Raw genomic sequence first — 23989 nt, forward strand, 5'->3', positions numbered from 1 at the left:
CCCGCGGGGCGGCGGTGGTTAGCGTGGAGTTGTTCCCACCCCTGAAACGAGGTCGATTCCGCGTGCCCGCCGACGCCCCCGCCGCCCCTCCTCACATCACCGCCCGCGACCGCCGCCGATGGGCGCAGTACCTCGTCGACGAACGCGCCGAGGCGCGCGTCTACCGTGAGCTCGCCGCCCGACGGGAAGGGGAGGAGCGCGACATCCTCCTCGCCCTCGCGGAGGCGGAGGGTCGGCATGAGGCGCACTGGCTCGAGATGCTGGGCGGGGAGCCCGACCGGCTCCCGCGACCGGATCTGCGCACCCGCGTGCTCGCACTGCTGGCACGGCGCTTCGGCTCGATCTTCGTCCTCGCACTCGCTCAGCGGGCCGAGGCGCGGTCGCCCTACGAGGCCGAGCCCTTCGCCTCGGCCTCAATGGCCGCCGACGAACGCATCCATCAGGAAGTGGTCCGCGGGCTGGCCGCCCGGGGCCGTCGACGGCTGTCGGGATCGTTCCGCGCCGCCGTGTTCGGCGCGAACGACGGACTCGTCTCGAACATGGCCCTGGTCATGGGTATCGGCGCCACCGGTGTCGCCCCCTCGTTCGTGCTCTTCAGCGGCGTCGCGGGACTGCTGGCCGGTGCGCTGTCGATGGGGGCGGGGGAGTTCGTCTCCGTGCGCTCGCAGCGTGAGCTTCTGGCGGCCACCGAGCCGAACAACGACGCCGACCACGTCCTTCCCGACCTCGACCTGGACGCCAATGAGCTGGCGCTGGTCTACCGCACCCGGGGGATGTCGGAGGCTGACGCCGACGCGCGGGCGCGGGCGGTCGTCGGCGCGGCCCGCGACGCGGACCGGAGCGTCCCGTTCCGACTGGCCGCCGAGGACTCCGACGCGCACGATGTCATCGGTCGCGACTGGGGTGCGGCGCTGTCGAGCTTTCTGTTCTTCTCCTCGGGTGCGGTGATCCCGCTCCTGCCGTGGCTGTTCGGACTGTCGGGGACGACCGCCATGGTCTGTGCGTTGGTGCTCGTCGGCATCGCGCTCCTGGCCACCGGGGCGATGGTCGGACTGCTCTCGGGCGGCCCGCCGCTGCGGAGGGCACTGCGGCAGCTCGCCATCGGCTACGCGGCCGCGGCGGTCACCTACGTTCTCGGGCTCGTCTTCGGCGTCGCGGTGGGGTGACCGACGGCAACAGAAAAACCCCCGGCGAACCGGGGGTTTTTCTTGTTGTGCGCGAGGGGGGACTTGAACCCCCACGCCCTATACGGGCACTAGCACCTCAAGCTAGCGCGTCTACCTATTCCGCCACCCGCGCATGGGTGTTTCGGTCGTGCAACCGAGGATCGACATTACCACGTCCGCGAGGTCGCTCGTGCGCACGGGTGGGGACGCGATCCCGAAGGGCGTCGGATCCGGTCGCAGATCGCGGGCACCGCGGACGGGTAGGTTAGTCCGCATGCCGACGCCCGGATCCGACCTCCCCGAAGTCGCCCGCATCGCCCAGGACCTCATCCGATTCGACACCACCAACTTCGGCGGCGGTCGATCCCGCGGCGAGCGTGAGGCTGCCGAGTACGTCGGTGCCTTCCTGCAGTCGCTGGGACTGCAGCCGGAGTACTACGAACCCATCGATCGGCGCACCAACGTGATGGCCCGCGTGCCCGGCCGGAATCCCGATCGGCCGGCCCTCGTCCTGCACGGGCACCTCGACGTCGTCCCCGCCGTGGCCGAGGATTGGAGCGTCGATCCCTTCGGCGGCGAGGTGCGCGACGGCATGCTCTGGGGTCGCGGAGCGGTCGACATGAAAGACATGGATGCGATGATCCTCGCCTCCGTCGCCGACATGCTCCGCTCCGGCGAGAGGCCGGACCGCGATCTCGTGCTGGTGTTCTTCGCCGACGAGGAGAACGGTGGCATCGAAGGATCCCAGCTCGTCGTGCGCGACCGCCCCGAGTGGTTCGCCGGGGCGACGGAGGCCATCAGCGAGGTGGGCGGCTACTCGATCAGCGTCGCAGACCGTCGCGCGTACCTGTTGCAGGTGGGGGAGAAGGCGCTCGTCTGGATCCGGCTCATCGCGCGGGGACGCGCCGCCCACGGCAGCAGCTTCCACCCCGACAACGCCGTCACCCGCCTCGCCGAAGCGGTGGCAGCGCTCGGCCGCACGGCGTGGCCGGTGACGCTGACCGACACGACGTCGCAGCTCGTGGCCGCTCTCGGCGCCCTGTCCGGCCGCGCCGGCGACGACCCCGACGAGCTGGCCGCCGAAGCCGGCCCTGCGGCGGGATTCCTCCGCGCGACGCTGCGGACGACCACCAACCCCACCGGGCTGACCGCGGGGTACAAGCACAACGTCATCCCCGATCGCGCGGAGGCGCTCATCGACGTCCGCGTCCTCCCCGGCACCGAAGACGCCGCCCTGGCCGACATCCGTCGCATCATCGGCGACGACGTCGAGGTGGAGGTGGTTCACCGTGACATCGGGCTCGAGGTTCCCTTCTCGGGTGACCTCGTGGATGCGATGGTGCGGGCGCTCGGCGTGCACGATCCGGGCACCCCTGTCATCCCCTACCTGATGGGCGGCGGAACCGACAACAAGGCCCTGGCCGAGCTCGGGATCGCGGGGTACGGATTCGCACCGCTGCGCCTCCCTGCCGATCTCGACTTCACCGGCATGTTCCACGGCGTCGACGAGCGGGTGCCGATCGCAGCGCTCGAGTTCGGTCAGCGGGTGCTCACCGACCTGCTGCGTACCTGCTGACCCGGCGCCGCTCCACGTCACCGTCCACCGAAAGGCGCACATGCAGCTCATCGAGGCGATCTTCCTCGGCATCGTCCAGGGCCTCACCGAATTCCTCCCGGTCTCCTCCAGCGCTCACCTGCGCATCGTGGGGGAGTTCCTGCCGTCCGCGCAGGATCCCGGGGCGACCTTCACCGCGATCACCCAGATCGGCACCGAAGCGGCCGTCCTGCTGTACTTCTGGAAGACCATCGTCCGCATCATCTCGAGATGGGCGCAGTCGCTGGCCGGGCGGGTGCCCAGGAACGATCCCGACGCGCGCATGGGCTGGCTCATCATCATCGGCACCATCCCGATCGGCGTCCTCGGCTTCCTGCTGCAGGACGTCATCCGCGACACCTTCCGCAACCTCTGGCTCGTGGCAATCGTGCTCATCTTCTTCGGTCTCCTGCTCGGGGCTGCCGACCGCTGGGGCGCGCGGCGGAGGGAGCTGAGCGACCTGACCTACCCGCACGGACTCGCCCTCGGCTTCGCCCAGGCGCTCGCCCTGGTGCCCGGTGTCTCGCGCTCAGGTGCGACCACCACCCTCGGGCTCGCTCTCGGCTACACCCGCCCCGCCGCCGCCGAGTACGCGTTCCTGCTCGCCGTGCCCGCGGTGTTCGGCAGCGGCTTCTACGAGCTGCTGCAGAGCTTCGAAGAGCCCGGCGGCCCCTACAGTCAGCTCGACACGGCGGTGGCCACGCTCGTGGCCTTCGGCGTGGGCCTCGCCGTCATCGCCTTCCTGATGCGCTATCTCAAGCGCGGCAGTTTCCTGCCGTTCGTGATCTACCGGGTCGCGCTGGGCGTGCTGCTCATCGTGCTGCTGTCAGTGGGAGTGCTGCAGCCGTACTGATCAGGGCCCGCGGGTCGATCACGAACGGCGGGGGTCGTCCCGGCCCGGTTTGGTCGGCCCGTCGCCGCGGCGACGCAGGTAGCGTTCGAACTCCTGCGCGATGGCGTCGCCCGAGGCTTCCGGCGAATCCCATGTGTCGCGGGTCCGCTCGAGCTGACGGATGTACTCCGTCATCTCCTCGTCGTCGGCCGCTGCGGCGTCGATGGAGGCCTCCCAGGCGGCCGCCTCCGTGGACAGATCGCCACGAGGAACCTGCGCGCCGGTGAGATCCTCCAGGCGATCCAGGAGTGCCAGCGTGGCCTTCGGCGACGGGGTGTGCCCCGCGACGTAGTGGGGCACGCTCGCCCACAGGCTCGCGGTGGGGATGCCTGCGGCCTCGGCCGCGTGTGCGAGCACGCTCAAGATGCCCACCGGCCCCTCGTAGGTGCTCTTCTCGAGGTCGAGGGTCTGGCGCAGCTGCTCGTTGTCGCTGCCGGCGAACACCGAGATCGGGCGGGTGTGGGGGACATCGGACATCATCGAGCCGAGGGCGACGAAGCCGGTGACGTCCTCCCGGAGGGCCGCGTCGATGATCTCGGAGGCGAACGCCTGCCAGGCGCGTGCCGGCTCGACGCCGGTGAGGAGCCAGAGCTGGGTACCGCGGGTCTGCCGCACCGGCCGGAGGAGACTCGTCTCGGGCCAGGAGAGCTTCCGCCGTCCCTCGCCGTCGATGGAGACCTGGGGTCGGGTGTACTGGTAGTCGAAGTACAGCTCCGGGTCGACGGAGAAGACGGATTCGTAGCCGTCCGTCCCGCGGATCTGCGCCAGGGCCGACGACGCGGCCTCTCCCGCGTCGTTCCATCCGTCGAACGCCGCGACGATCACCCTGCGTCCCAGACCCTCCACAGGACCTCCCTCGGCCCGCCGGCGCGGGCTGCTACCCAGGATAGGCGTCGCGCGGGCCGGACGGGGGCGCCCGGTAGCCTGGAGCGGTGCATTCCCCCTCCCTCGCCGCCGTCCTCTGGGACATGGACGGCACACTGGTCGACACCGAGCCCTACTGGATGGCCGCGGAGACTCCGCTGGTCGAACGCTTCGGCGGGACCTGGTCTCACGAGCAGGCACTGAGCCTGGTGGGCCTGGGACTGGAGGATTCGGCGCGCATCTTCCAGAACGCCGGTGTGCGGATGGGGATCCACGAGATCATCGACCACCTCACCGACGAGGTGATGCGACAGCTCGCCGTCATCGGCGTGCCGTTCCGCCCCGGCGCCAAGGAGCTGCTGCGAGATCTCAAGGACAGGGGCGTGAAGACGGCGCTGGTGACCATGTCCATGCGCCGGATGGCGACCACCGTGGTGGACCTCATCGACTTCGAGGCGTTCGACGTGGTCATCGCCGGTGACGACGCGACCCGCCCCAAGCCCTTCCCCGATCCGTACCTCCAGGCCTGCGACCTCCTCGGCGTCGCCCCGGCGGACACGGTCGCGATCGAGGATTCGCCCAACGGACTGCGCTCGGCCGTTGCGTCGGGCGCCTCCGTGATCGGGGTGCCGCTGATGGTCTCCCTCGCCGGGGCGGGGGCGCACACGATCTGGGAGAGCTTGGAGGGGCGCACCACAGCGGACCTGCAGGCGTTCCATACCGCCCGCATCGCCCGCGCGGGGGCCCACGCGTGAGCGGCCGGTGGAGCGGACCCTTCCGCGTCGGCGAGCGGGTGCAGCTGACCGGACCCAAGGGGCGACTGCACACGGTCACCCTCCGCGAGGACGGGGAGCTGCACACTCATCACGGCGTCCTCGCCCATCGCGACATCATCGGCATCCCCGACGGTTCCGTGGTTGTCGGCAGCGGGGGGCACGAATACCTCGCCCTCCGGCCGCTGTTGCGCGATTTCGTCATGTCGATGCCCCGGGGCGCGGCGATCGTCTACCCCAAGGATGCCGCGCAGATCGTCGCCGACGCCGACATCTTCCCCGGTGCCACCGTCGTCGAGGCCGGCGTCGGTTCCGGCGCGCTGGCGCTCTGGCTCCTGCGAGCGATCGGACCGGAAGGGCGGCTGGTGTCCTTCGAACGGCGGGAGGACTTCGCCGAGGTCGCGCGTGCGAACGTCGCGACGTTCCTGGGTGAGGAGCCGCCCGCGTGGCGCGTGGTCGTCGGCGACCTCGTCGACGAGCTTCCCCGGAACATGGAGAACGGCACCGTCGACCGCGTCGTCCTCGACATGCTCGCGCCCTGGGACTGCATCGACGCGGTTGCCGATGCGCTCGTCCCCGGTGGCGTCGTCATCTGCTACGTCGCCACCGCCACCCAGCTGAGCCGGGTCGCCGAGTACATCCGCGGCACCGGCCTGTTCACCGACCCCGAGGCCAACGAGACCATGGTGCGCGGCTGGCACGTCGAAGGGCTCGCTGTGCGTCCCGATCACCGGATGGTCGCCCACACCGGCTTCCTGCTCACCGCCCGCCGGCTCGCGCCTGGCGCCGTGCTCCCCGAGCGCAAGCGTCGCGCGTCGAAGTCGAGCTACGGCGACGAAGACGTCGAGCTGTGGACGCCGGGCGCCGTCGGCGACCGGGAGATCACCGACAAGAATCTGCGCAAACGCGTCCGCGAGGCGCAGCGCGCCGCAGACGCCCGCACAGGGGGCGCCCAGGGGTCCGCCTAAACTAGCCGGGTGCGAAAACTCCCCGCTCTGCTCGCCGTCGTCGGCCTGTCCGCACTGACCCTGGTCGGATGCACCAGCGTCCCGGCTGCGGGATGCGACCGGCCCGCGTCATCCGGCTCTTCTCTCGACTCCCTCGTCACCGTCGACGGTGACCCGGGAAGCGCCCCCGAGGTCGAGCTGTACACGCCTTTCCAGGTCCGCTCGACCTCTCACACCGACCTCGAGGCCGGGGACGGAGCAGCGCTGACCGCGACCGAGCAGGCGGCTCTGCTGGATGTCACCATCGTCAGCGGCGAGACCGGCGAGGTGCTCATCCAGACCCCCTATGACGACGACATCGCCCGCGTGGCGCCGATGTCGCAGTGGTACACCCCGATCCCCGCTCTCGAAGACGCGCTGGAGTGCGCGACCGAGGGGTCGCGCGTGGTCGTCGGCCTCGCGCCCGGCGACATCCTGCCGGAGGCGGCGGCCAGCATCGGTCTCGCCGAGGACGAGTCGGCGGTCGCCGTCATCGACGTCCGCAAGGCCTATCTGCCCCGGGCGGCGGGCGCACTGCAGTTCAACGCCGGCTTCAACCTCCCCTCCGTCGTCCGCGCCGCCGACGGCACGCCCGGTGTGATCGTCCCGGATGCCGCTGCGCCGAGCGACCTCGTCGTGGAGACCCTGATCCGCGGTGACGGGCCCGAGGTGACCGGCGACGTGCCGGTGCGCGTGGCCTACACCGGCGTGCTGTGGGACGACAAGACGGTGTTCGATTCGTCGTGGGGCCAGGCGCCGGTGTCGTTCGCGCTCGAGGACGTCGTTCCCGGCTTCGCCGCGGGGCTGGAGGGCCAGACGGTCGGATCGCAGGTGATGATCGTCGTGCCGCCCGACCAGGGGTACGGCGATGCGGGCCAGGGGAGCATCCCCGGTGGCGCGACCCTGGTGTTCGTCGTGGACATCCTGGGACTCGACGAGATCTCCTGACCTCCGCGCCTTCCGGATCTTCGCCGAGCCCCGCCTAGGATGAGGGGGTGCCGGCGAACACCCCTACGAAGAATCCGCCGGAGGAGCGCCTGGTCAACCTCGTGGTCGCCCTCATGGCGACGGAGCAGGGACTGACCAAGGACACGATCCTCCGCTCGGTCTCGGGCTATCGCGAGCACACCGAATCCGGTGCGTCCAAGGACGCACTGGAGAAGATGTTCGAACGCGACAAGGAGAATCTCCGCGGCCTCGGCGTTCCCATCGAGACGATCGGCGACTTCGCCGATCCCGACGATCTGCGCGACGCGCGGTATCGCGTACCGAAGTCCGAGTACTCCCTCCCCGAGGACATCGACTTCACGCCCGCCGAACTCGCATTGCTGAACCTCGCCGGGGAGGTGTGGAGCGAGGGGTCGCTGTCGGCCGAGGCCCGCAGCGGTCTGCGCAAGATCCGTGCCCTCGGCATCGACGTCGATGAGCCGATCATCGGATACTCGCCGCGCATCAGCGCCCGCGAGCCCTCGTTCCCGGTGCTGCAGCGCGCCATCGAGCAGAGTCGCGTGGTGACCTTCCCCTATCTGCGCCCCGGTGACGAGAATGAGCGGCTGCGGCGGGTCAGACCCCTCGCCCTCGTCGAGTACGAGGCCCGATGGCATGTCTTCGGACGCGACCTGAATCTCGACGCTGATCGCACCTTCCTCCTCAGTCGCATCGTCGGGGACGTCGCCGTCACCCGCGAGACCTTCGACCCGGCGCTGCGCGACGGCGCGGGGGAGAGGGCGCTGGCCGAACTGCAAGACCTCGCCGAACGCCAGCTCGCTCACCTCGAAGTCGACCCCGGAACAGAGGCGGCGCTGCGCCTCGCCCGTCGGGCACGCCCGGCCGGTCAGGGAATCCACGTGCCCTTCGTCGACGTCCATGTTCTCGCCGACGAGCTGGCCTCGTACGGCCCCGAGGTGCGGGTGGTCGCACCCGAGAGACTGCGCGCGCTCGTCGTCTCCCGCTTGCGGGGGGCCCTCGCGCGCCACGACGGAGCGCCAGGAGGCTCCTCATGAGCGCGCGACGTCCGCTGGTGGCCACGGATCGGGCCGCGCTCATCCTGCAGCTGGTGCCGTACCTCATCAGCAAGGGCGAGGTGTCGATCGCCGAGGCCGCCGAAGAGTTCGATGTGACCTGCGATGAGATGCGCGACATGGTGCAGAAGCTCACCGTCATCGGACTTCCGGGCGAACGAGGCTACTGGCAGATGGCGAACGATCTGTTCGACATCGACTGGGATCTTCTCGACACCCGGGACATCATCTCCATCACCCACTCCGTCGGTCTCGAGCGGTCTCCGCGACTGACCGCTCGTGAGGCTGCGGCACTCGTCGCGGGACTTCAGCTCGCACGCACCATCCCGGGGGTCGGCGACACCGAGGTCTACAGCGGTCTCCTCGCCAAGCTCTCGCAGGGTGCGTCGGCCAAACCCGCCGACGTCATCGTCGCGCCGAGCCCCGTCGACGACGTGCGCGAGGCGGTGGCGATCGCCCTGCGCGAGCGTGTCGCCGTCACCTTCACCTACAAGGCGCCCGAGTCGGAGCCGACCGCCCGCACGGTCGATCCTGTCAAGGTGCACATCGCCGATGGCCAGTGGTACCTGCAGGGATGGTGCCACCTGCGTCAGGCGATGCGCACGTTCCATCTCGACCGGGTCAGCGATCTGCGGGTCACCGACATCCCGAGCACGCACAGCGAAGACGCCGCACCCGGCTGGTTCGAACCGACCGACGGCGCAGGAGAGGTCATCGCCCGCATCCGCTTCCGTGCGTCGCTGGCGCCGCTGCTGGGCGACTACCTCGAGCGAGCGACCGTCGTGCGGGACGGCGACGAAGCGATCGCCACCCTGCGCGTCGCTGATGAGACGACGCTGCGCCGCCTCGCGGCACGTCGGGGCGGCGTGGTCGAGATCGTCTCGCCCGAGGGGGCACGTCGCGCCGCAGCCGAATGGGCTCGCGCGGGCCTCGCGCAGTACGCCGAACGCGCCGATCCGTCACCGGCCGGTTCATAGACGTCGCGGGTTAGACTGAAAACCCGACCTAAGGAGTCCTGATGCTCGGCAACGCTTTCGGGTGGCCCCACCTTCTTGTCTTGCTCGCGGTCATCCTGTTGCTGTTCGGCGCTGCGAAGCTGCCTGCTCTCGCCAAGAGCGTCGGCCAGTCGGCCCGAGTCTTCAAGGGTGAGATGAAGGCGATGAAAGAGGAGGACGTGAAGCCTGCCGATACACCGGCGGCCTCACCGGCACCCTCCAACCCGCCCACCGCGTCGTCCGACGCGAGCCTGGGCAGGCCGTCTGAAAACACCTGATCGGCGTGGCCACGGCTGAGCGCGCCCGGACAGACGACAGCGAGCCGCGGCGCGAGAAACGCATGTCGCTGGGTGCGCACCTGCTGGAGTTGCGCCGTCGGCTGATGTTCGCGGTCATCGCCCTCGTGGTGGGGATGATCGTCGCCTTCATCATCACCGATCCGATCATCTACTGGATCACCGGTCCGATCCGTGACATCGCCGCAACGCGCGGGGACGACTTCTCTGCACTGAACTTCACCACGGTCACGTCTGCATTCGATATGCGGATGCGGATCGCGTTCTCGATCGGCCTGTTCCTGTCGGCGCCGGTCTGGCTGTGGCAGGTCTGGGCGTTCGTGATGCCAGGGCTCACGCGGAAAGAGATCCGCTACACCATCGGCTTCGTCGCCGCTGCCGTCCCCCTCTTCTTCCTCGGCTGCTGGGTCGGCGTGCTCATCGTCCCGCACGTGATCGACCTGATGTGGGGATTCACTCCCGAGGGCGGCACCAACTTCTACAACGCCGCCGAGTACTACGACTTCGTGTTCAAGCTGATGATCGTCATCGGCGTCTCGTTCGTTCTGCCGGTCTTCCTCGTGGCGCTCAATCTCGCGGGTGTCATGAGCGGCTGTGCGATCCTGAAGGGATGGCGCGCCGCGGTTCTGATCGCCACGGTCTTCGCCGCTCTCGCCACCCCTGCCGCCGACGTGGTGAGCATGCTGATGCTGGCCGGCATCCTGGTCGTCCTCTTCTTCGCTGCCGCTGGGTTGTCCCTGCTGTTCGACAGCCGCCGGTCCCGCCGCGACGCCGCACTCCTGCCGCCCGGGGCGAGCTGATGACACCGCCTGGGGCGGCCTGATGAGCGAGCCGTCGCCGGCCGAGCGGTATGCCCGCGCGGCCGCGGCCTCTCGTGAGCAGCGCGGGCATCCGATCGCCACGGCCTTCGCCGCATCGCGACCGTTCGAGCTCGATCCGTTCCAGATCGAGAGCTGCCGGGCGCTGGAGGAGGGTCGGAGCGTGCTCGTGGCCGCCCCGACCGGCGCCGGGAAGACGATCGTCGGCGAGTTCGCCATCCACCTCGCGATGCGCGAACCCCATGACAAGGCGTTCTACACCACCCCGATGAAGGCCCTGTCGAATCAGAAGTACCGCGAGCTCGTCGACGAGTACGGTCCCGATGAGGTCGGCCTGCTCACCGGCGACACGAACATCAACGGCAACGCCCGGGTGGTCGTGATGACCACCGAGGTGCTCCGCAACATGCTCTACGCCGACTCGCCGGCGCTGAGGAGCCTCCGCTACGTCGTCATGGACGAGGTCCACTACCTCGCCGATCGCTTCCGCGGCGCCGTCTGGGAAGAGGTCATCATCCACCTGCCCCGGAGTGTCCGACTGGTCTCCCTGTCAGCCACGGTGTCCAACGCCGAGGAGTTCGGCGACTGGCTCGACACCGTGCGCGGCGACACCGAGGTCATCGTCTCCGAGACCCGTCCGGTGCCGCTGGAGCAGCACGTCCTGGTCCGGGGAGACCTGCTGCCGCTCTTCGACGACAGGGCCGGGGTGGCCACCGCGCAGGTCAACCAGGAGCTGATGCGACTGCGGTCGTTCAAGGGCACGAGCTTCGAGAACAACCGCCGCGCCCAGCAGGTCCGAAACGATCCGAGCCGTCGTCGGCCGCCGCGGGGCGGGGTGCGGCCGGTCCGGCCCTCGAACATCCGCAGCATCGAGCGGATCGATCGCCCCGACGTCGTGCGACTCCTCGAGCGCAGCAACCTGCTGCCGGCGATCTTCTTCATCTTCAGTCGAGCCGGCTGCGACGCGGCCGTGCAGCAGGTGCGCCGCGCCGTACTCCGACTGACCACCCGCGAGGAGCGTGACCTCATCCGCGAGGTGGTGGAGCAACGCACCCGCACCCTCGGCGACGAGGACCTGGCCGTGCTCGGGTTCTGGGAATGGCGGGAGAACCTGGAGCGGGGTGTCGCAGCCCACCATGCCGGTCTCCTCCCCGCCTTCAAGGAGGTCGTCGAGGAACTGTTCCAGCGAAAGCTCGTCAAGGCGGTCTTCGCCACCGAGACGCTGGCGCTGGGAATCAACATGCCGGCGCGCACCGTCGTGCTCGAGAAGCTCGAGAAGTTCAACGGCGAGGCGCGCGTCGCGATCACCGCAGGCGAGTACACGCAGCTGACCGGGCGCGCGGGACGGCGGGGGATCGACGTCGAGGGGCATGCGGTCATCCAGTGGACCGAGCAGATGGACCCGCAGCAGGTCGCCGCGCTGGCGTCTCGGCGCACCTACCCCCTGAACTCCAGTTTCCGTCCGACCTACAACATGGCGGTCAACCTCATCGACCAGTTCGGTCGGCCCCGGGCGCGGGAGGTTCTGGAATCCTCGTTCGCCCAGTTCCAGGCGGACCGTTCGGTGGTCGGGATCGCCCGGCAGGTCAAGGAGGCCGAGGAGTCGCTGGCGGGCTATGCGACGGCGATGGCCTGCGACCGGGGGGACTTCGTGGAGTACGCCGGGATCCGACGTGAGCTCAGCGACCTCGAGAAGATCAATCGACGGGATGCCACGGCACCGCGAGGCCTCCGGGAGAGCCGGCAGCGACAACTCGCATCCCTGCGCAAACGCATGCAGCGTCATCCCTGTCACTCGTGCCCCGACCGGGAGAGTCATGCCCGGTGGGGCGAGCGGTATCACCGTCTCGACCGCGACGTCCAGCGGATGCGTCGGCAGATCGACAGCCGCACCGGCACCGTCGCGCGGGTGTTCGACCGTGTCGTCGACGTGCTCACCGCTGTCCACTATGTCGATGTCGACGATGCCGGCGACACCCACCTGACCGCCGAGGGGCGCCGCATGAGGCGCATCTACGGCGAGCGCGATCTGCTGGTGGCGGAGTCGCTCCGGCTGCACCTCTGGGATCGACTGGATGCGTCATCTCTGGCGGCTCTGGCCTGCTGCCTCGTCTTCGAGCCACGGCGGGAGGACGGTCGTGAGAACGCGCTCCCGCGGGGTGCCTTCCGTCCGGTCTTCGCCGAGACGCTGACGCTCTGGCAGCGTCTGGACGACCTGGAGCGCGAGCATCACCTGCCGGGGTCGGAACCGCCCTCGGGCGGTCTGGCGCTGGCCATGCACACCTGGGCACGCGGGGGCATGCTCGACCGCGTGCTGGAAGAGGCCGACATGGCCGCGGGCGACTTCGTGCGCTGGGCGAAGCAGACCATCGACCTGCTGGACCAGCTCTCGATCGTCGCCGACACCGAGGTGGGACGGACCGCGCGCTCGGCGCTGGATGCGGTCCGGCGCGGCATCGTCGCGCATTCGTCGGTATGAGCGTCCCGTCTGCGGTGCGTGCAGTGCCGCGTCCGATCCTCCCCCTGTGGGCGGCGGTCCTCACCGCCGCCGTCGCCGGCCCGACCCTCGATCTGGCCTTCCCCGACGTGGGGTGGTGGCCGTTCGCCTTCGTCGGCGTGGCCTTCGCCCTGGTGTCCCTCATCGGCCGGAGCATCGGCGGTGCCGTCCTCGTCGGCTTCGTCTTCGGCGCCTCCTTCTATCTCATCCACATCATCTGGATCACCCGCTATCTCGGCCCGATCCCGTGGCTGGCGCTGTCGGGTCTGCAGGCCATCCTCATGGGGGTGGGGGCGATCCCGGTCGCCCTCGCCTACCGCTGGTTGCCGCGGGCGATGCCCGCGCGAGCAGCACAGCTGACCGTTCTTCCGCTTCTGGTCGGCGGGCTGTGGACCGCCCGCGAACTGTTCATGGGTTCCTGGCCCTACACCGGGTTTCCGTGGGCGCGGATCGGGATGAGCCAGTCCGAGAGCCCGCTGGCGGACATCGCGTCGTGGACGGGTGTCGCGGGCCTCACCTTCCTCATGGTGACCGCCACCGCCGCGATCATCGAGTGGCTGCGGGCCGGTCGTCTTCGCGACGTTCGCACCGCGCTCCCCGCGATGGCGGCCGTGGTGCTGCTCGTGGCCGTCCCGGCTTTCCCGACCACCCCGTCCGGTGATCTCCGCGTCGGCGCGGTGCAGGGCAATGGGCCCTCGGCCTACTTCGATGAACGCACGCCGTACGCGATCCTGAACGCCCAGCTCGCGGCGACCGCACCGCTGGCCGAAGAGGATATCGATCTGCTCGTGTGGCCGGAGGGCGGGATCGACTACGACCCGCTGCAGGACGGCACCACAGCGGCGACCCTCGACGCCCTGGCCGAGGAGTTCGGCGTACCGCTGCTCGTCAACGCGGCCACGGACCGCGGCGACCTGACGTTCAACACGTCGATGCTGTGGGAGGCCGGGGCGGAGAATCCGGTCGCGTTCCACGACAAGCGCAACCCGGTCCCGATGGGGGAGTACGTCCCGGACCGGTGGTTCTTCGAACGGATCGTTCCCGATCTCGTCGGTCTGATCCAGCGCGAGTACACCCCCGGCGACAACCCCCCTCTCATCGACGTCGGCGACGTGGGAGTCGGGCTGGCGATCTGCTTCGATGTCATCTACGACGCCGTCATCTGGGAGGGTGCGCGCGATGGCGCGGAGCTGTACGTGTTCCAGACGAACAACGCCGACTTCCGCGATACCGATGAGAACCTGCAGCAGCTCGCCTTCGCGCGGATGCGCGCGATCGAGACCGGCCGTTCCGTGGTGAACCTCTCCACGGTCGGCACCAGCCAGGTGATCGCCCCGGACGGGACGACCCTCGACAGCCTGCCGGCGGGTACCGCCGGTCAGATGCTCGCCGACGTTCCACTGCGCACCGGTCTCACACCTGCCGTCGTGATCGGCCCCGCCGTGCAGGTGCTGCTGGGTTGGGGGAGTCTCCTGGCCCTCGCCGTGGTCGGTATCGCGCTGCGGGTGCGCGAGCGCAGGCAGACGAAGACGCCGGCCTCCGAGGAGACCGGCGTCGACAGGGACGTCAAGGCCTGATCAGGCGCTGAGCTTGCCCTTCGAGGTGTCGTCGGCCGCGCCGCGGCGGGCACGGACGAAAGCGAGACGCTCCTCGAGCAGCTCTTCGAGCTCAGGGATCGTGCGCCGTTCCAGGAGCATGTCCCAGTGGGTACGGGGTGCCTTCTCGTCGCTGTGATCGACCGTCGCGGTGCCCTCGCCGATGCGCAGGAGAGCCTCGGAGCCGCACGTGCGGCATTCCCAGGCCTGGGGCACCTCGGCGTCGGCCGCGAAGGTCAGGGTGGTGTCACGTCCGCAGGACGTGCAGGAGTAGATGTGCTGTACGCGTTCATGGAACACGACACCCTCTTCGCTCTGTAGGCTCTGGGCGCCGAGTCGGATGCCGCGAAGACTGCGGTCTGCCATTGTGTGGTCCTTCCGTCGCTGATCAGGTATAACGCCCTCGCCTGGGCGGATCATCCGAAGGGCGGGGCCCGGGGCGGCTTTCACAGCCGATGCTCAGGCCTTCGCGCCGGTCGTTCAGGCCGCGCGACGGGCGGCGAGGGGGAGCGCGATGTCGGCGCGGTCCGTGACGAGTCCGTCCACCCCGGCGTCGAGGAGCCTTTCCATATCCGCCGGATCGTTCACGGTCCACACGTGGATCTCGACTCCGTGGCGATGGGCGGTCTCGATGAGACGCGGAGTGACGATGGGCACACGTCCGTGACGCTCGGGAACCTGCAGCGCGTCGACGTCGGAGAGAAGCCGGGAGACGGCGCGGCGGGCCCTGATCCCGTGGGCGAGGAGGAGACGGGTGATGGTGCGGATGCCGGCCGAGGTCGCCGGTCGAACGGCTGCCCCGGCATCAGCGGCCGCCCGGAGCGCGGCGTGTCGTCGTTCGTCGGAGAAGCTCGTCAGGAGCACCCGCTCACTGTGCGCGGCGACGCTGCGCCCGACCGGTTCCGCGGCGGCGGGTGCCTTGACGTCGAGATTGAACCGCACGGTGGGGAAGGACTCCAGCGCCTGGGTGAGCGTCAGAACCCCGCCGAGCCCGGCCATCAGTTCGGACAGCTCGCCGAAGGTCACGTCGGCGACCGCGCGCGGATCGCCGGCGACGCGTCGCAGATCGTCGTCGTGGAAGAGCACCACTTCCCCGTCGACGGTCACATGGCAATCGGACTCGACGTAGGTCGCTCCGGCGGCGTGTGCGGCTGCCACCGCGGCGAAGGAATTCTCCACGAGATCCGTGGATCCCTCGGGGACCAGGCCGCGGTGGGCGAGCACGCGTGGCGCGTCCGAGGCCTGGAACCACGGATGCTTCGGGTCAGGCAGGGTCGCTCCCACCCTCGGTCGGAGTCGGGGTCGGGGCGTCGGCACGGACCGCCCCCGGTGTGGTGGAACGGGCCTCGTTGGCGATCGCATCAGCGTCCGACGCCGCTTCGCGCGCGGCAGCGACGGCCGCATCCGAGGCGGCGGAATACTCGGCACGGCGTGCAGCAGTCGTGGGGCGTCGCGCACTTCCGGGCGTCGCCGTCGATCCGCCCTCGTCGCGCCCGCCGAGCGCATTGCCGATGCCCTTGAGTGCTTCGGTCAGTTCGCTGGGGATGATCCACAGCTTGTTCGACGGGCTCTCGCTGATCTTCGGCAGGGTCTGCAGGTACTGGTAGGCCAGCAGCTTGTCATCCGGCTCGCCCGCATGAATGGCTCCGAAGACCATCTCGATGGCCTCGGCCTCGCCCTGTGCGCGCAGCACCGCCGCCTGCTTGTCTCCCTCGGCCCGCAGGATCTCGGCCTGGCGTCGACCCTCGGCCTCGAGGATCTGGGACTGCTTCGTGCCCTCGGCGGTCAGGATCGCCGCACGGCGGTCGCGCTCGGCGCGCATCTGCTTCTCCATCGAGTCCTGGATCGAGGTCGGCGGATCGATGGCCTTCAGCTCGACGCGCGAGACCCGCAGGCCCCACTTGCCCGTGGCCTCATCGAGCACCACGCGAAGCTGTCCGTTGATGTTGTCACGGCTCGTGAGCGCCTCTTCGAGGTTGAGCCCCCCGACCACGTTGCGAAGCGTCGTGGTGGTCAGCTGCTCCACCGCGCTGAGGTAGTTGGCGATCTCGTAGGTCGCCGCGCGGGCGTCGTTCACCTGGAAGTAGACGACCGTGTCGATCGAGACCACCAGGTTGTCCTCGGTGATGACCGGCTGCGGGGGGAAGGACACGACCTGTTCGCGCATGTCCACCAGAGGGCGAAGGCGATCGACGAACGGCACCAGGATGTTCAGCCCGGGCGACAGTGTCCGCTGGTAGCGCCCGAGCCGCTCGACGATCCCGGCGTAGGCCTGCGGGATGATCCGGATCGACCGGAAGAGCACCACCACCACGAAGATCGCCAGGACGACGAGGAGGACGATGACGAAGATCTGGCCGATGAAGGCGCCGGGATCGATCACGGGGTGTTTCCTTCCGGTGGGTCGGGAGCGACGGGCGTGGCGGGGCTCACCTCGACGGTCGCGCCGAGGACCCGATCGACCGTGACGCGCACGCCGACGCCGGCGCCGACGGCGCCGGCGGCCAAACGCGCCGTCCAGGTCTCGCCGTTGTCGAGGCGCACCGAGCCGCCTTCGCCGTCGACGAATGAGGCGACGACGCGTCCGCCCATGCCGTAGAGGGCATCGACGTTGGTCCTCGCCGGTTCCCCGCGATGGAGGATCTTCAGCAGCAGCGGTCGGATGGTGAACAGCAGCAGTGCCGAGATCGCCGCCGCCGCGGCGATCTGGAGCCACCACGGACCGCCGAGGAGATTGACCCCCAGGCCGCCGATGAGGCTCCCGGCGCCGATCATGAGGAAGGTGAACTCGAGCGTGAGCAGCTCGATGATGATGAAGACCCCCGCGAGCACCAGCCACACGATCCAGAGGTATTGCGTGAGATCCGGCAGCATCGCGGCTCCTCCTCGGCCTTGACGGCCACCATAACACCGCAGTCCGGCACGTCGGCGTTGATAGGGTTCAGGGGGCCGGACGGCCTTGCCGCGGCATCCGCGGTGCGTCATCACAGGAGTCGCCACACATGTCTCAGACCCTTGCTCCCGGATCGCTGGCAGGCAAGACCGCCCTCGTGACCGGATCCTCCCGCGGCATCGGAGCCGACACCGTCCGCTACCTCGCCGAGGCGGGCGCCGATGTCGTGATCAACTACCGCAACAAGGCGCCGCGCGCCGAGAAGCTCGCCACCCAGCTGCGCGACCTCGGAGTCCGCGCGCTCGTGGTCGAAGCCGATCTCACCGACCCCGACTCGGTGCAGGCGATGTTCGCCGAGGTCGAACGCGAGTTCGGTCGGCTGGACATCCTGGTCCTCAATGCCTCGGGCGGCATGGAGGCCGGCATGGCGGAGGACTATGCGCTCCGTCTCAACCGCGACGCCCAGGTGTCGGTCCTCGAGACCGCGCTGCCCCTCCTCGGAGAGGGCGCCCGTGTCGTGTTCGTCACCAGCCACCAGGCGCACTTCATCCGAACGACGCCGACGATGCCCGAGTACGAGCCGGTCGCGCTGTCCAAGCGTGCGGGCGAAGACGCGCTGCGGGAGCGCATCCCGATGCTCTCCGAGCGTGGCGTGGAGTTCGTGGTCGTATCGGGCGACATGATCGAAGGCACCATCACCGCCACGCTCCTCGAGCGTGCGAACCCCGGCGCGATCGCCTCGCGACGCGAGTCGGCGGGACGGCTCTACAACGTCTCGGAGTTCGCCGGCGAAGTGGCCCGGGCCGCGGTGGATCCTATCCCCGACGACAACACGCGGCTCGTCGGCGACACCGCATCCTTCGCGGGGGAGTGAACCGTGGGCCCCACCGACATCCAGAAGCTCCTCGGGGTCGGGCGGCCCGCACTCTCGTCGCAGGGCGGGTTCGCGGTCTTCTCCGTCAGCCGTCCCGACCTCCCGGCCAACCGGACGGTCGGTCAGCTGTGGCGGATCGACCTGCCCGACGGTGCTCCGCGCCGGCTCACGCGTGGCGTTCTCGACACGGCCCCAGTGCTCTCGCCCGATGACACGCGCTTGGCGTTCCTCCGGCCGGATGCCCGGGGTCGCTCACAGGTCTTCGTGGTCGCCCCGGCCGGGGGCGAGCCGGTGCAGGCCACCGATGCCCCGCTCGGGGTCGGCGAGGTCGTCTGGACGACGGACGGCCGCTCCCTGGTCTACACCGCACGGATGCCCGAGGACGGACGGTACGGCACCGTCGAAGGATTGGATGCCGCGGCCGAGGCGCCTCGGCGGATCACCGGTGTGCGCTGGAACGCGAACGGTCTCGGCTACCTCGCCGACCGTCCGGCGCAGATCTTCGTGATCGCCGCGCCGGAGGTCGACAGCGAGCCGTTCTACGACCCCGCGCCCGCCGTGCGCGACGAGGATGTAGCAGCGCGCCCGACCGTGATCGGCGCGACCCCGCGTGCGCTCACCGACGGCGACCTCAGCTGGTCGACCCTGGCGGTGGCGGGCGAGGAGGTGCTGGCCGTTCCCGATCGGATCGAAGTCGACCGTCGAGACCTGCGCACCCCCGTCATCGCGCATCACCTCGACGGCTCCGGGCGCCGCGAGGTGCTCGGAACCGATGCGAACCTGTCGGTGACGGGTCTTGCCGTCGCGGACGACGGCACGGTGGCCGCCCTCGCCTCCGACGTGGGCTCCGCGGGAACGGACTTCGTCGCGCCCGGCACCGCGCTGTTCGTGATCGCCGCGGGGGAGGCCCGAGTCCTCACCGATCCCGAGACGATCGACCTGGGCGAGGTCGGAAGTCACCTCACCCCGATCGGCGACGACGTCCTCGTTCAGGATCGGCGCCGCGGGCGCGTCCGGCTCCTCCGCGTCGCCCGCGACGGATCGGCCGCCACGGTCATCGACGGCGACCGCGAGGTGCTCGGTCATGCGGCATCCGGCTCCGTCATCGTCGCCGCCGTCGCCACCCCCGACTCGTTCGGCGAGATGGTCCTCGCCGGGCCCGGTGAGCCCCGCGTGCTGACCGCGTTCGGAGCCTCCGCGGCCGCAGCGGGAATCGTCGAGCCGCGCGAGCTGACCGTTCGCGGTCGCGACGGCTACCCGGTGCACGGCTGGGTCGCCCGGCCCGACGGGGACGGGCCCTTCCCCGTCGTCCTCCAGATCCACGGGGGACCCTACGCCAGCTATGGCGTCCATCTCTTCGACGAGACCCAGGTCCTCGTCGACGCGGGCTACGCCGTGGTCTACTGCAACCCGCGCGGGTCTGCCGGCTACGGCCGCGCGCACGGTCGCGCCATCCGCCAGGCGATGGGGACGCTCGACCATCACGACGTCATCGATTTCCTCGACGGCGCGCTGGAGTACGATCCGACTCTCGATGCCGGGCGACTCGGCATCATGGGCGGCTCGTACGGCGGTTACCTCACCGCGTGGATCATCGCGCACGACCACAGATTCCGCGGAGCGATCGTCGAGCGCGGCTTCCTCGAGCCGACGTCGTTCCAGGGGACGAGCGACATCGGCTCGTTCTTCGGCGACGAATACGTCGGCGTCGACCCCGAGCTCATCGCCGCGCAGAGTCCCATGGCGGTCGTCGGGCAGGTGCGCACGCCCACCCTCGTGATGCACGCCGAGGAAGACCATCGGTGCCCGCTGGAGCAGGCGACGCGCTACTACTCGGCGCTCACGCGTGCGGGGGTTCCGAGCGAGATGCTGCTCTTCCCCGGCGAGAACCACGAGCTCACCCGGAGCGGCCGGCCCCGCCACCGCGTCGAACGCTTCGACGCGGTGCTGGAGTGGTGGGCGCGTCACCTGCCCGTCGCCTGAACGCGCCGGGCAGGTGACGCGCCGTTCCGGTCAGACGCGACCGAAGCGCAGGGCGCGGATGATCTGGATGATGCCCAGGATCACCAGCGAGACGCCGAAGAACAGCCAGACGATGAGGGCGCCCCAGATGGGGGCGAACATCACCACGACGCCGGCGACGATGCTGATGATCGCGAAGAAGATCGTCCAGCCCTTCGACGACGCGTCCGACAGGGTGGAGAGCGAGACGATCCCCTCGACCACCCACGTGATGCCGATCATGAGCCCGACGAGAAGGAGCAGCCAGTCGGTGGCCGCACCGAAGTTGAGGAAGGCCATGACGCCGGCGATGACGAACAGCACGCCGAGGACGATGTAGCCGATTCTCGACCAGCCGCCTCGCTCCCGCGAGAACGCACCGAGGCCGATGTAGACCAGTCCGGCGATGATGGCGTAGATGGCGAGCAGGAAGGTGACGACGCCGAACGCCTTCTGCGGCCAGATGAGGATGAGCAGACCGAAGATCAGCGCGATCGCGCCGACGATGCCGAGGGCGACCCGGACGGTGCTGGTGAGGGACTTCTCCCCGGTGCCGGTGGACATGACCGAACCCTTTCTGAGCATTTGCTGAGAGACTGCGCTCTCACTGTAGACCCGGGACGGGCTCAGGGGAACGGCGACAGGCCGTGGGGTTCGCGGCTTCCCGTCTTCGTCAGCCCAGCCCGGTCGCGGCCAGATAGCGGGCCTTGTGTCCGGTGCGGATGCCGGTGACGCTCGGCTTGTTCTCGTACACGCCGGCTCCCCAGTTCCCCTCGACCAGCACCGGACCGGTGGGGGTCACCACGATGTCCCATCCGACGTACTGCACCTGAGGGACGACGCGGGCGACGCGGTCGACGAACGCGACGACCTCGGCCATCATCGGCAGCTGGAAATCGGCGATCCGGAATCCGGAGTCCGGATGGGTGATGTGCACGTGGCCGTGCGAGTCGTAGCCGGGACCCACGGCGCGACCGTCGTCGTCGAGCATCGTGTAGAAGCCGCCGAACGACATCTGGTCGCTGACCGCGCCGCGACCGAACTTCTGCGCGATCGCGAGGATGAGGGTGCGCTCCCCGTCGAAGAACGCCGTCACACGCGTGGTGTTCACCGTCCCCGGGCAGACCGCGGCGAGGTCGGGATGCTGCACGATGACCTCTTCGATGAGGAGCTCGCCCCGGTCGTGAAGCCCGTGGTGGAATGCTGTCCAGTCGTCGACGTCGGCGGCGTGGTACCTGTGGACGCCGGTTCCGGCCTGACCGATCGGTTCCTTGGTGACGATGGTCCCGTGGCGCTCGGTGAAGGCGCGGACCTCGTCGGCGTTGTCGGGTTCGACCACCATCCACTCCCGGTGCAGGTGCTCGGAGAAAGCGCGGTCGAACTCGATCTTGTCCTGGAACAGGTGGCGGAAGTCGGGGTGGTCGAAGCGCTGCGACAGCTGATTGGAGAAGGGGTGCGTCATGAACGTCGCCCGCTCACGACGGGTCAGGATCGCGAAGTCGTAGTCGATGTAGTCCTGGAAGCCCACCTGACGGAACCCCGCGGAGAAGAGCATGTCCACCACGATGGCGGGCGTCCACTTGCCGTGCTGCGCGGAGGCTTCCCTGGCCCGCTCCCACACCGAGCCCACGTTGATCCTCCGCGCGCGGTAGGCGAGGTAGCGAAGGCGGGAGGAGAGGCCGAGACCGGTCGAGGGCATGGGGACTTTCGAGTCGGGGACGACGGACCCGGATAGTCTAGAGGGGTGATGTCGGTGGATCCTCTGCGTCCGACTGCCGAGTCCTCACGGGGCGCCGCCGCCCCCGTCGCGGCGCAGCTGGACCCCCGGCCCGTGGCCCTCATCCGAGGCTCCGCCCTTGCGCACAACCTTCGGATCGCCCGCGACGCCGGGCTCCTCGTGGTCGATCGCGACGTCCTCGATGCCGACGCCTGGGGTCACGGTGCCGACATCGTCGAGCGCGCGGTGTCATCGGCGGGCATGGCGTGGGCGGAGAGCGGGGGAGACGCCGCGCTCGCGGGCGCGTGGCTGTTCGGCCTCCCCGGATCACCCGGTCGGCCCGTCATGGCGCTCACGGGCCGGGTGATCGCGACCAAGCTCCTGCGGGAAGGGGAGGGTGTCTCCTACGGGTACACCTTCCGGGCCCCGTCGGACACCACCGTCGCCCTCGTCAGCGGCGGCTACGGGCAGGGTGTGGTGCGCCATCTCGGCAACAGGGTGGCCGTCCGCGTCGAGGGGCGCGATGCGCCCGTCGTCGGTCGGGTGGCGATGGACGTCTGCGTGGTCGACCTGGGGCCGCGGGCCGTCGTTCCTCCGGGAGCGCCGGCGGTGTTCTTCGGCGATCCCGATCGGGGGGAGCCGTCGCTGGGGCGGTGGACGGCGGCGACGGGACTGGACGCCGGTGAGATCCTCGCGATCGTCGGTGTTCGCGCTCGTCGGGAGGCGGCATGACCGGATCGGTCCTCGAAGTCGACCTCGACCTGTTCGCGATGAACCTCGCTCGGGTCCGCGCGGCGATCGCGCCCGCCGAGCTCATGCTCGTGGTCAAGAACGATGCGTACGGGCACGGCGTGGACGCCGTGGTCGCCCGTGCGCGACGGGAGGGTGTCCGCTGGTTCGGAGCCTTTGACCTCGTGACGGGCGCGCGGGTGCGAACAGGAGCGGGCGGGGACGCGCGCATCTTCGTGTGGATCGCCGATACGCCCGAGCAGGTCGCTGCCGCGATCGAACTGGACCTCGACATCGGGGTGGGCGATCGCCGACTCCTCGACGACATCGCCGCTCGGCGCGGGGGCCCGCGCCCCGCACGGGTTCATCTCAAGATCGATACAGGGCTGCGCCGCAACGGCGTCCGGCCGGAGGAGTGGTCGGAGTTCGTCTCGATCGCCGCGGCCGCCGAACGCGCGGGGAGCCTCGTCGTCGAGGGGATCTGGAGCCACATCGCCGAAGCATCCGACGAGGACGACGACATCGCGCGGGACCGGTTCGAACAGGCTCTGCGGACCGCGGAGACCGCGGGGCTCCGTCCCCGCTGGCGCCACCTCGCAGCCAGCGCCGCGGCGTTCGCCCGACCGGAGTTCCGTTACGACATCGCCCGGGTCGGGGCGTTCTGCTACGGCATCCGTCCCGCGGGCGGGCCCGACGAGGCCGAGCTCGGAGTGAAGCCCATCGCCCGCTGGGTGGCGCCCGTCGTCGAGGTGGCCGGCGCCGTGGTGCGCATCGGCGTGGGTGCGCGCGACGGGCTGTTCAGCACCCTGGCGTCGCGGGCCGATGTCGCGACGCCCGCCGGGCCGCGCCGGCTCCTCACCGTCGCCGGGGCGATGTCGGAGGTCGCCGCATGGCCGGGGGCCGACACCGGTGACCGGGTGGTCGTGTACGGCGACGCCGGCCGCAACGAGGAGACCGCGACCTCGCTCGCCGAGACGATCGATTCGATCGGCGAAGAGGTCGCGGTCCGGGTCTCGCCGCTGGTACCCCGGCAGTACCGGGGCGTGCGGTGATCGTCAGTCGTCGCCGCTGAGGCGTGCGGTCTCGTCGTGCCAGGAGGTGGCCACGGCACGGAGCTTCTCTTCGTACTTGCGGCCGTGGTGAGCGCAGAACAGCAGCTCGCTGCCGTTCACCTCGGCGGCGATGTAGGCCTGAGCTCCGCAGGAATCGCAGCGGTCCACCGCGGTCAGGCGGTATTCGAGGACGGCCGTCTCAGAGGGTGTCGAAAGTGTCATCGCG

The 23989-nt window shown here is 69.8% G+C and carries 24 protein-coding genes and 1 tRNA gene; 16 read left to right on the plus strand and 9 right to left on the minus strand.

Translation table 11 applies throughout. The annotated features are described in order from the left end of the window. Nucleotides 1-62 precede the first annotated feature (62 nt). Complete coding sequence (locus V6S02_RS05720; protein WP_240638520.1) at nt 63-1166, plus strand: VIT1/CCC1 transporter family protein; 1104 nt, start codon at nt 63-65, stop codon at nt 1164-1166. Nucleotides 1167-1214: 48 nt separating this feature from the next. Here V6S02_RS05720 and V6S02_RS05725 read toward each other — a convergent pair. After that, a tRNA-Leu gene (locus V6S02_RS05725) sits at nt 1215-1299 on the minus strand. Nucleotides 1300-1440: 141 nt separating this feature from the next. Between V6S02_RS05725 and V6S02_RS05730 the strand changes: the two genes are divergently transcribed. Continuing rightward, entirely contained in the window at nt 1441-2742 is a 1302-nt protein-coding gene (locus V6S02_RS05730) for a M20/M25/M40 family metallo-hydrolase (protein ID WP_336400171.1), read from the plus strand. A gap of 40 nt (nt 2743-2782) precedes the next feature. Then, nucleotides 2783-3613 carry an undecaprenyl-diphosphate phosphatase gene (locus V6S02_RS05735; RefSeq protein WP_124293125.1) on the plus strand — a complete coding sequence of 277 codons (831 nt, stop codon included), beginning with the start codon at nt 2783-2785 and terminating at the stop codon, nt 3611-3613. Between the two features lie 18 nt (nt 3614-3631). Here the strand turns inward: V6S02_RS05735 and V6S02_RS05740 are convergent, their stop codons facing one another. Further along, nucleotides 3632-4498, minus strand: coding sequence for a PAC2 family protein (locus V6S02_RS05740; protein ID WP_124293126.1), 867 nt, complete (start codon nt 4496-4498; stop codon nt 3632-3634). An 86-nt stretch (nt 4499-4584) separates the two neighbouring features. On the opposite strand from V6S02_RS05740, the gene V6S02_RS05745 reads away from it, so the two are divergent. The 9 genes from V6S02_RS05745 to lnt all read left to right on the plus strand — a co-directional run bounded on the left by V6S02_RS05745 (nt 4585) and on the right by lnt (nt 14479). Further along, nucleotides 4585-5271, plus strand: coding sequence for an HAD family hydrolase (locus tag V6S02_RS05745; RefSeq protein ID WP_336400172.1), 687 nt, complete (start codon nt 4585-4587; stop codon nt 5269-5271). After that, complete coding sequence (locus tag V6S02_RS05750) at nt 5268-6257, plus strand: tRNA (adenine-N1)-methyltransferase (RefSeq protein ID WP_124293127.1); 990 nt, start codon at nt 5268-5270, stop codon at nt 6255-6257. Before V6S02_RS05745 ends, V6S02_RS05750 begins: the two co-directional genes overlap by 4 nt. Nucleotides 6258-6266: 9 nt before the next feature. Continuing rightward, nucleotides 6267-7223, plus strand: a complete 957-nt coding sequence (locus V6S02_RS05755; protein WP_336400173.1) for an FKBP-type peptidyl-prolyl cis-trans isomerase — start codon at nt 6267-6269, stop codon at nt 7221-7223. 47 nt (nt 7224-7270) lie between these two features. Next, entirely contained in the window at nt 7271-8278 is a 1008-nt protein-coding gene (locus V6S02_RS05760) for a helix-turn-helix transcriptional regulator (protein WP_336400174.1), read from the plus strand. Continuing rightward, on the plus strand, nt 8275-9273 hold the full coding sequence (locus V6S02_RS05765; protein WP_336400175.1) for a helix-turn-helix transcriptional regulator: 999 nt from the start codon (nt 8275-8277) through the stop codon (nt 9271-9273). The genes V6S02_RS05760 and V6S02_RS05765 overlap by 4 nt, the downstream gene beginning before the upstream one ends. Nucleotides 9274-9314: 41 nt before the next feature. Continuing rightward, nucleotides 9315-9569, plus strand: a complete 255-nt coding sequence (gene tatA, locus V6S02_RS05770) for a twin-arginine translocase TatA/TatE family subunit (RefSeq protein ID WP_141938330.1) — start codon at nt 9315-9317, stop codon at nt 9567-9569. A 62-nt stretch (nt 9570-9631) separates the two neighbouring features. Continuing rightward, nucleotides 9632-10387 (plus strand): twin-arginine translocase subunit TatC, encoded by a 756-nt coding sequence (gene tatC / locus V6S02_RS05775; RefSeq protein ID WP_336400788.1) that lies wholly within the window; start codon nt 9632-9634, stop codon nt 10385-10387. Between the two features lie 22 nt (nt 10388-10409). Next, nucleotides 10410-12884, plus strand: coding sequence for a DEAD/DEAH box helicase (locus tag V6S02_RS05780; RefSeq protein ID WP_336400176.1), 2475 nt, complete (start codon nt 10410-10412; stop codon nt 12882-12884). Further along, a complete protein-coding gene (gene lnt / locus V6S02_RS05785) occupies nt 12881-14479 on the plus strand; it encodes an apolipoprotein N-acyltransferase (RefSeq protein ID WP_336400177.1) in 1599 nt (532 codons plus the stop codon). Before V6S02_RS05780 ends, lnt begins: the two co-directional genes overlap by 4 nt. Here lnt and V6S02_RS05790 read toward each other — a convergent pair whose 3' ends face one another. The 4 genes from V6S02_RS05790 to V6S02_RS05805 form a co-directional block, all read right to left on the minus strand. After that, nucleotides 14480-14863: an RNA polymerase-binding protein RbpA gene (locus tag V6S02_RS05790; protein WP_124293134.1), complete on the minus strand. Its 384-nt coding sequence runs from the start codon at nt 14861-14863 to the stop codon at nt 14480-14482. It lies immediately after the preceding gene. Between the two features lie 114 nt (nt 14864-14977). After that, nucleotides 14978-15781 (minus strand): glycerophosphodiester phosphodiesterase family protein, encoded by an 804-nt coding sequence (locus tag V6S02_RS05795; RefSeq protein WP_336400178.1) that lies wholly within the window; start codon nt 15779-15781, stop codon nt 14978-14980. Then, on the minus strand, nt 15762-16880 hold the full coding sequence (locus tag V6S02_RS05800; protein WP_124293136.1) for an SPFH domain-containing protein: 1119 nt from the start codon (nt 16878-16880) through the stop codon (nt 15762-15764). The genes V6S02_RS05795 and V6S02_RS05800 overlap by 20 nt, the downstream gene beginning before the upstream one ends. Next, entirely contained in the window at nt 16877-17371 is a 495-nt protein-coding gene (locus V6S02_RS05805; RefSeq protein ID WP_124293137.1) for an NfeD family protein, read from the minus strand. The genes V6S02_RS05800 and V6S02_RS05805 overlap by 4 nt, the downstream gene beginning before the upstream one ends. Before the next feature lie 128 nt (nt 17372-17499). Here V6S02_RS05805 and V6S02_RS05810 point away from each other — a divergent pair, with 128 nt between their 5' ends. Both V6S02_RS05810 and V6S02_RS05815 read left to right on the plus strand, forming a co-directional pair. Further along, a complete protein-coding gene (locus V6S02_RS05810; RefSeq protein WP_336400179.1) occupies nt 17500-18264 on the plus strand; it encodes an SDR family oxidoreductase in 765 nt (254 codons plus the stop codon). Nucleotides 18265-18267: 3 nt separating this feature from the next. After that, nucleotides 18268-20247 (plus strand): S9 family peptidase, encoded by a 1980-nt coding sequence (locus V6S02_RS05815; protein WP_336400180.1) that lies wholly within the window; start codon nt 18268-18270, stop codon nt 20245-20247. Nucleotides 20248-20277: 30 nt separating this feature from the next. Here V6S02_RS05815 and V6S02_RS05820 read toward each other — a convergent pair whose 3' ends face one another. Both V6S02_RS05820 and V6S02_RS05825 read right to left on the minus strand, forming a co-directional pair. Continuing rightward, a complete protein-coding gene (locus V6S02_RS05820) occupies nt 20278-20829 on the minus strand; it encodes an HdeD family acid-resistance protein (RefSeq protein WP_336400181.1) in 552 nt (183 codons plus the stop codon). A 109-nt stretch (nt 20830-20938) separates the two neighbouring features. After that, nucleotides 20939-21964 (minus strand): sugar-transfer associated ATP-grasp domain-containing protein, encoded by a 1026-nt coding sequence (locus V6S02_RS05825; protein ID WP_336400182.1) that lies wholly within the window; start codon nt 21962-21964, stop codon nt 20939-20941. A 48-nt stretch (nt 21965-22012) separates the two neighbouring features. Here V6S02_RS05825 and V6S02_RS05830 point away from each other — a divergent pair, with 48 nt between their 5' ends. Together V6S02_RS05830 and V6S02_RS05835 are read left to right on the plus strand one after the other, a co-directional pair. Beyond that, a complete protein-coding gene (locus V6S02_RS05830; RefSeq protein WP_336400183.1) occupies nt 22013-22714 on the plus strand; it encodes an alanine racemase in 702 nt (233 codons plus the stop codon). Further along, the gene (locus tag V6S02_RS05835) at nt 22711-23763 is read left to right on the plus strand and encodes an alanine racemase (RefSeq protein WP_336400184.1); all 1053 of its coding nucleotides are present in this window, start codon (nt 22711-22713) and stop codon (nt 23761-23763) included. The genes V6S02_RS05830 and V6S02_RS05835 overlap by 4 nt, the downstream gene beginning before the upstream one ends. 3 nt (nt 23764-23766) lie before the next feature. Here the strand turns inward: V6S02_RS05835 and V6S02_RS05840 are convergent, their stop codons facing one another. Further along, nucleotides 23767-23985: a DUF7455 domain-containing protein gene (locus V6S02_RS05840; protein WP_124293144.1), complete on the minus strand. Its 219-nt coding sequence runs from the start codon at nt 23983-23985 to the stop codon at nt 23767-23769. Nucleotides 23986-23989 lie beyond the last annotated feature (4 nt).

The organism is Microbacterium sp. CCNWLW134 (genome assembly GCF_037083565.1).
In the GTDB taxonomy this organism is placed as follows: Bacteria; Actinomycetota; Actinomycetes; order Actinomycetales; family Microbacteriaceae; genus Microbacterium.

What these genes read in the sequence shown, in the direction of transcription:
- V6S02_RS05730 (WP_336400171.1), top strand. Translation starts at nt 1,441, where the DNA reads ATGCCGACGCCCGGATCCGACCTCCCCGAAGTCGCCCGCATCGCCCAG.
- V6S02_RS05735 (WP_124293125.1), top strand. Translation starts at nt 2,783, where the DNA reads ATGCAGCTCATCGAGGCGATCTTCCTCGGCATCGTCCAGGGCCTCACC.
- V6S02_RS05765 (WP_336400175.1), top strand. Translation starts at nt 8,275, where the DNA reads ATGAGCGCGCGACGTCCGCTGGTGGCCACGGATCGGGCCGCGCTCATC.
- tatA (WP_141938330.1), top strand. Translation starts at nt 9,315, where the DNA reads ATGCTCGGCAACGCTTTCGGGTGGCCCCACCTTCTTGTCTTGCTCGCG.
- tatC (WP_336400788.1), top strand. Translation starts at nt 9,632, where the DNA reads ATGTCGCTGGGTGCGCACCTGCTGGAGTTGCGCCGTCGGCTGATGTTC.
- V6S02_RS05780 (WP_336400176.1), top strand. Translation starts at nt 10,410, where the DNA reads ATGAGCGAGCCGTCGCCGGCCGAGCGGTATGCCCGCGCGGCCGCGGCC.
- lnt (WP_336400177.1), top strand. Translation starts at nt 12,881, where the DNA reads ATGAGCGTCCCGTCTGCGGTGCGTGCAGTGCCGCGTCCGATCCTCCCC.
- V6S02_RS05790 (WP_124293134.1), bottom strand. Translation starts at nt 14,863, where the DNA reads ATGGCAGACCGCAGTCTTCGCGGCATCCGACTCGGCGCCCAGAGCCTA.
- V6S02_RS05805 (WP_124293137.1), bottom strand. Translation starts at nt 17,371, where the DNA reads ATGCTGCCGGATCTCACGCAATACCTCTGGATCGTGTGGCTGGTGCTC.
- V6S02_RS05810 (WP_336400179.1), top strand. Translation starts at nt 17,500, where the DNA reads ATGTCTCAGACCCTTGCTCCCGGATCGCTGGCAGGCAAGACCGCCCTC.
- V6S02_RS05820 (WP_336400181.1), bottom strand. Translation starts at nt 20,829, where the DNA reads ATGTCCACCGGCACCGGGGAGAAGTCCCTCACCAGCACCGTCCGGGTC.
- V6S02_RS05825 (WP_336400182.1), bottom strand. Translation starts at nt 21,964, where the DNA reads ATGCCCTCGACCGGTCTCGGCCTCTCCTCCCGCCTTCGCTACCTCGCC.
- V6S02_RS05830 (WP_336400183.1), top strand. Translation starts at nt 22,013, where the DNA reads ATGTCGGTGGATCCTCTGCGTCCGACTGCCGAGTCCTCACGGGGCGCC.
- V6S02_RS05835 (WP_336400184.1), top strand. Translation starts at nt 22,711, where the DNA reads ATGACCGGATCGGTCCTCGAAGTCGACCTCGACCTGTTCGCGATGAAC.
- V6S02_RS05840 (WP_124293144.1), bottom strand. Translation starts at nt 23,985, where the DNA reads ATGACACTTTCGACACCCTCTGAGACGGCCGTCCTCGAATACCGCCTG.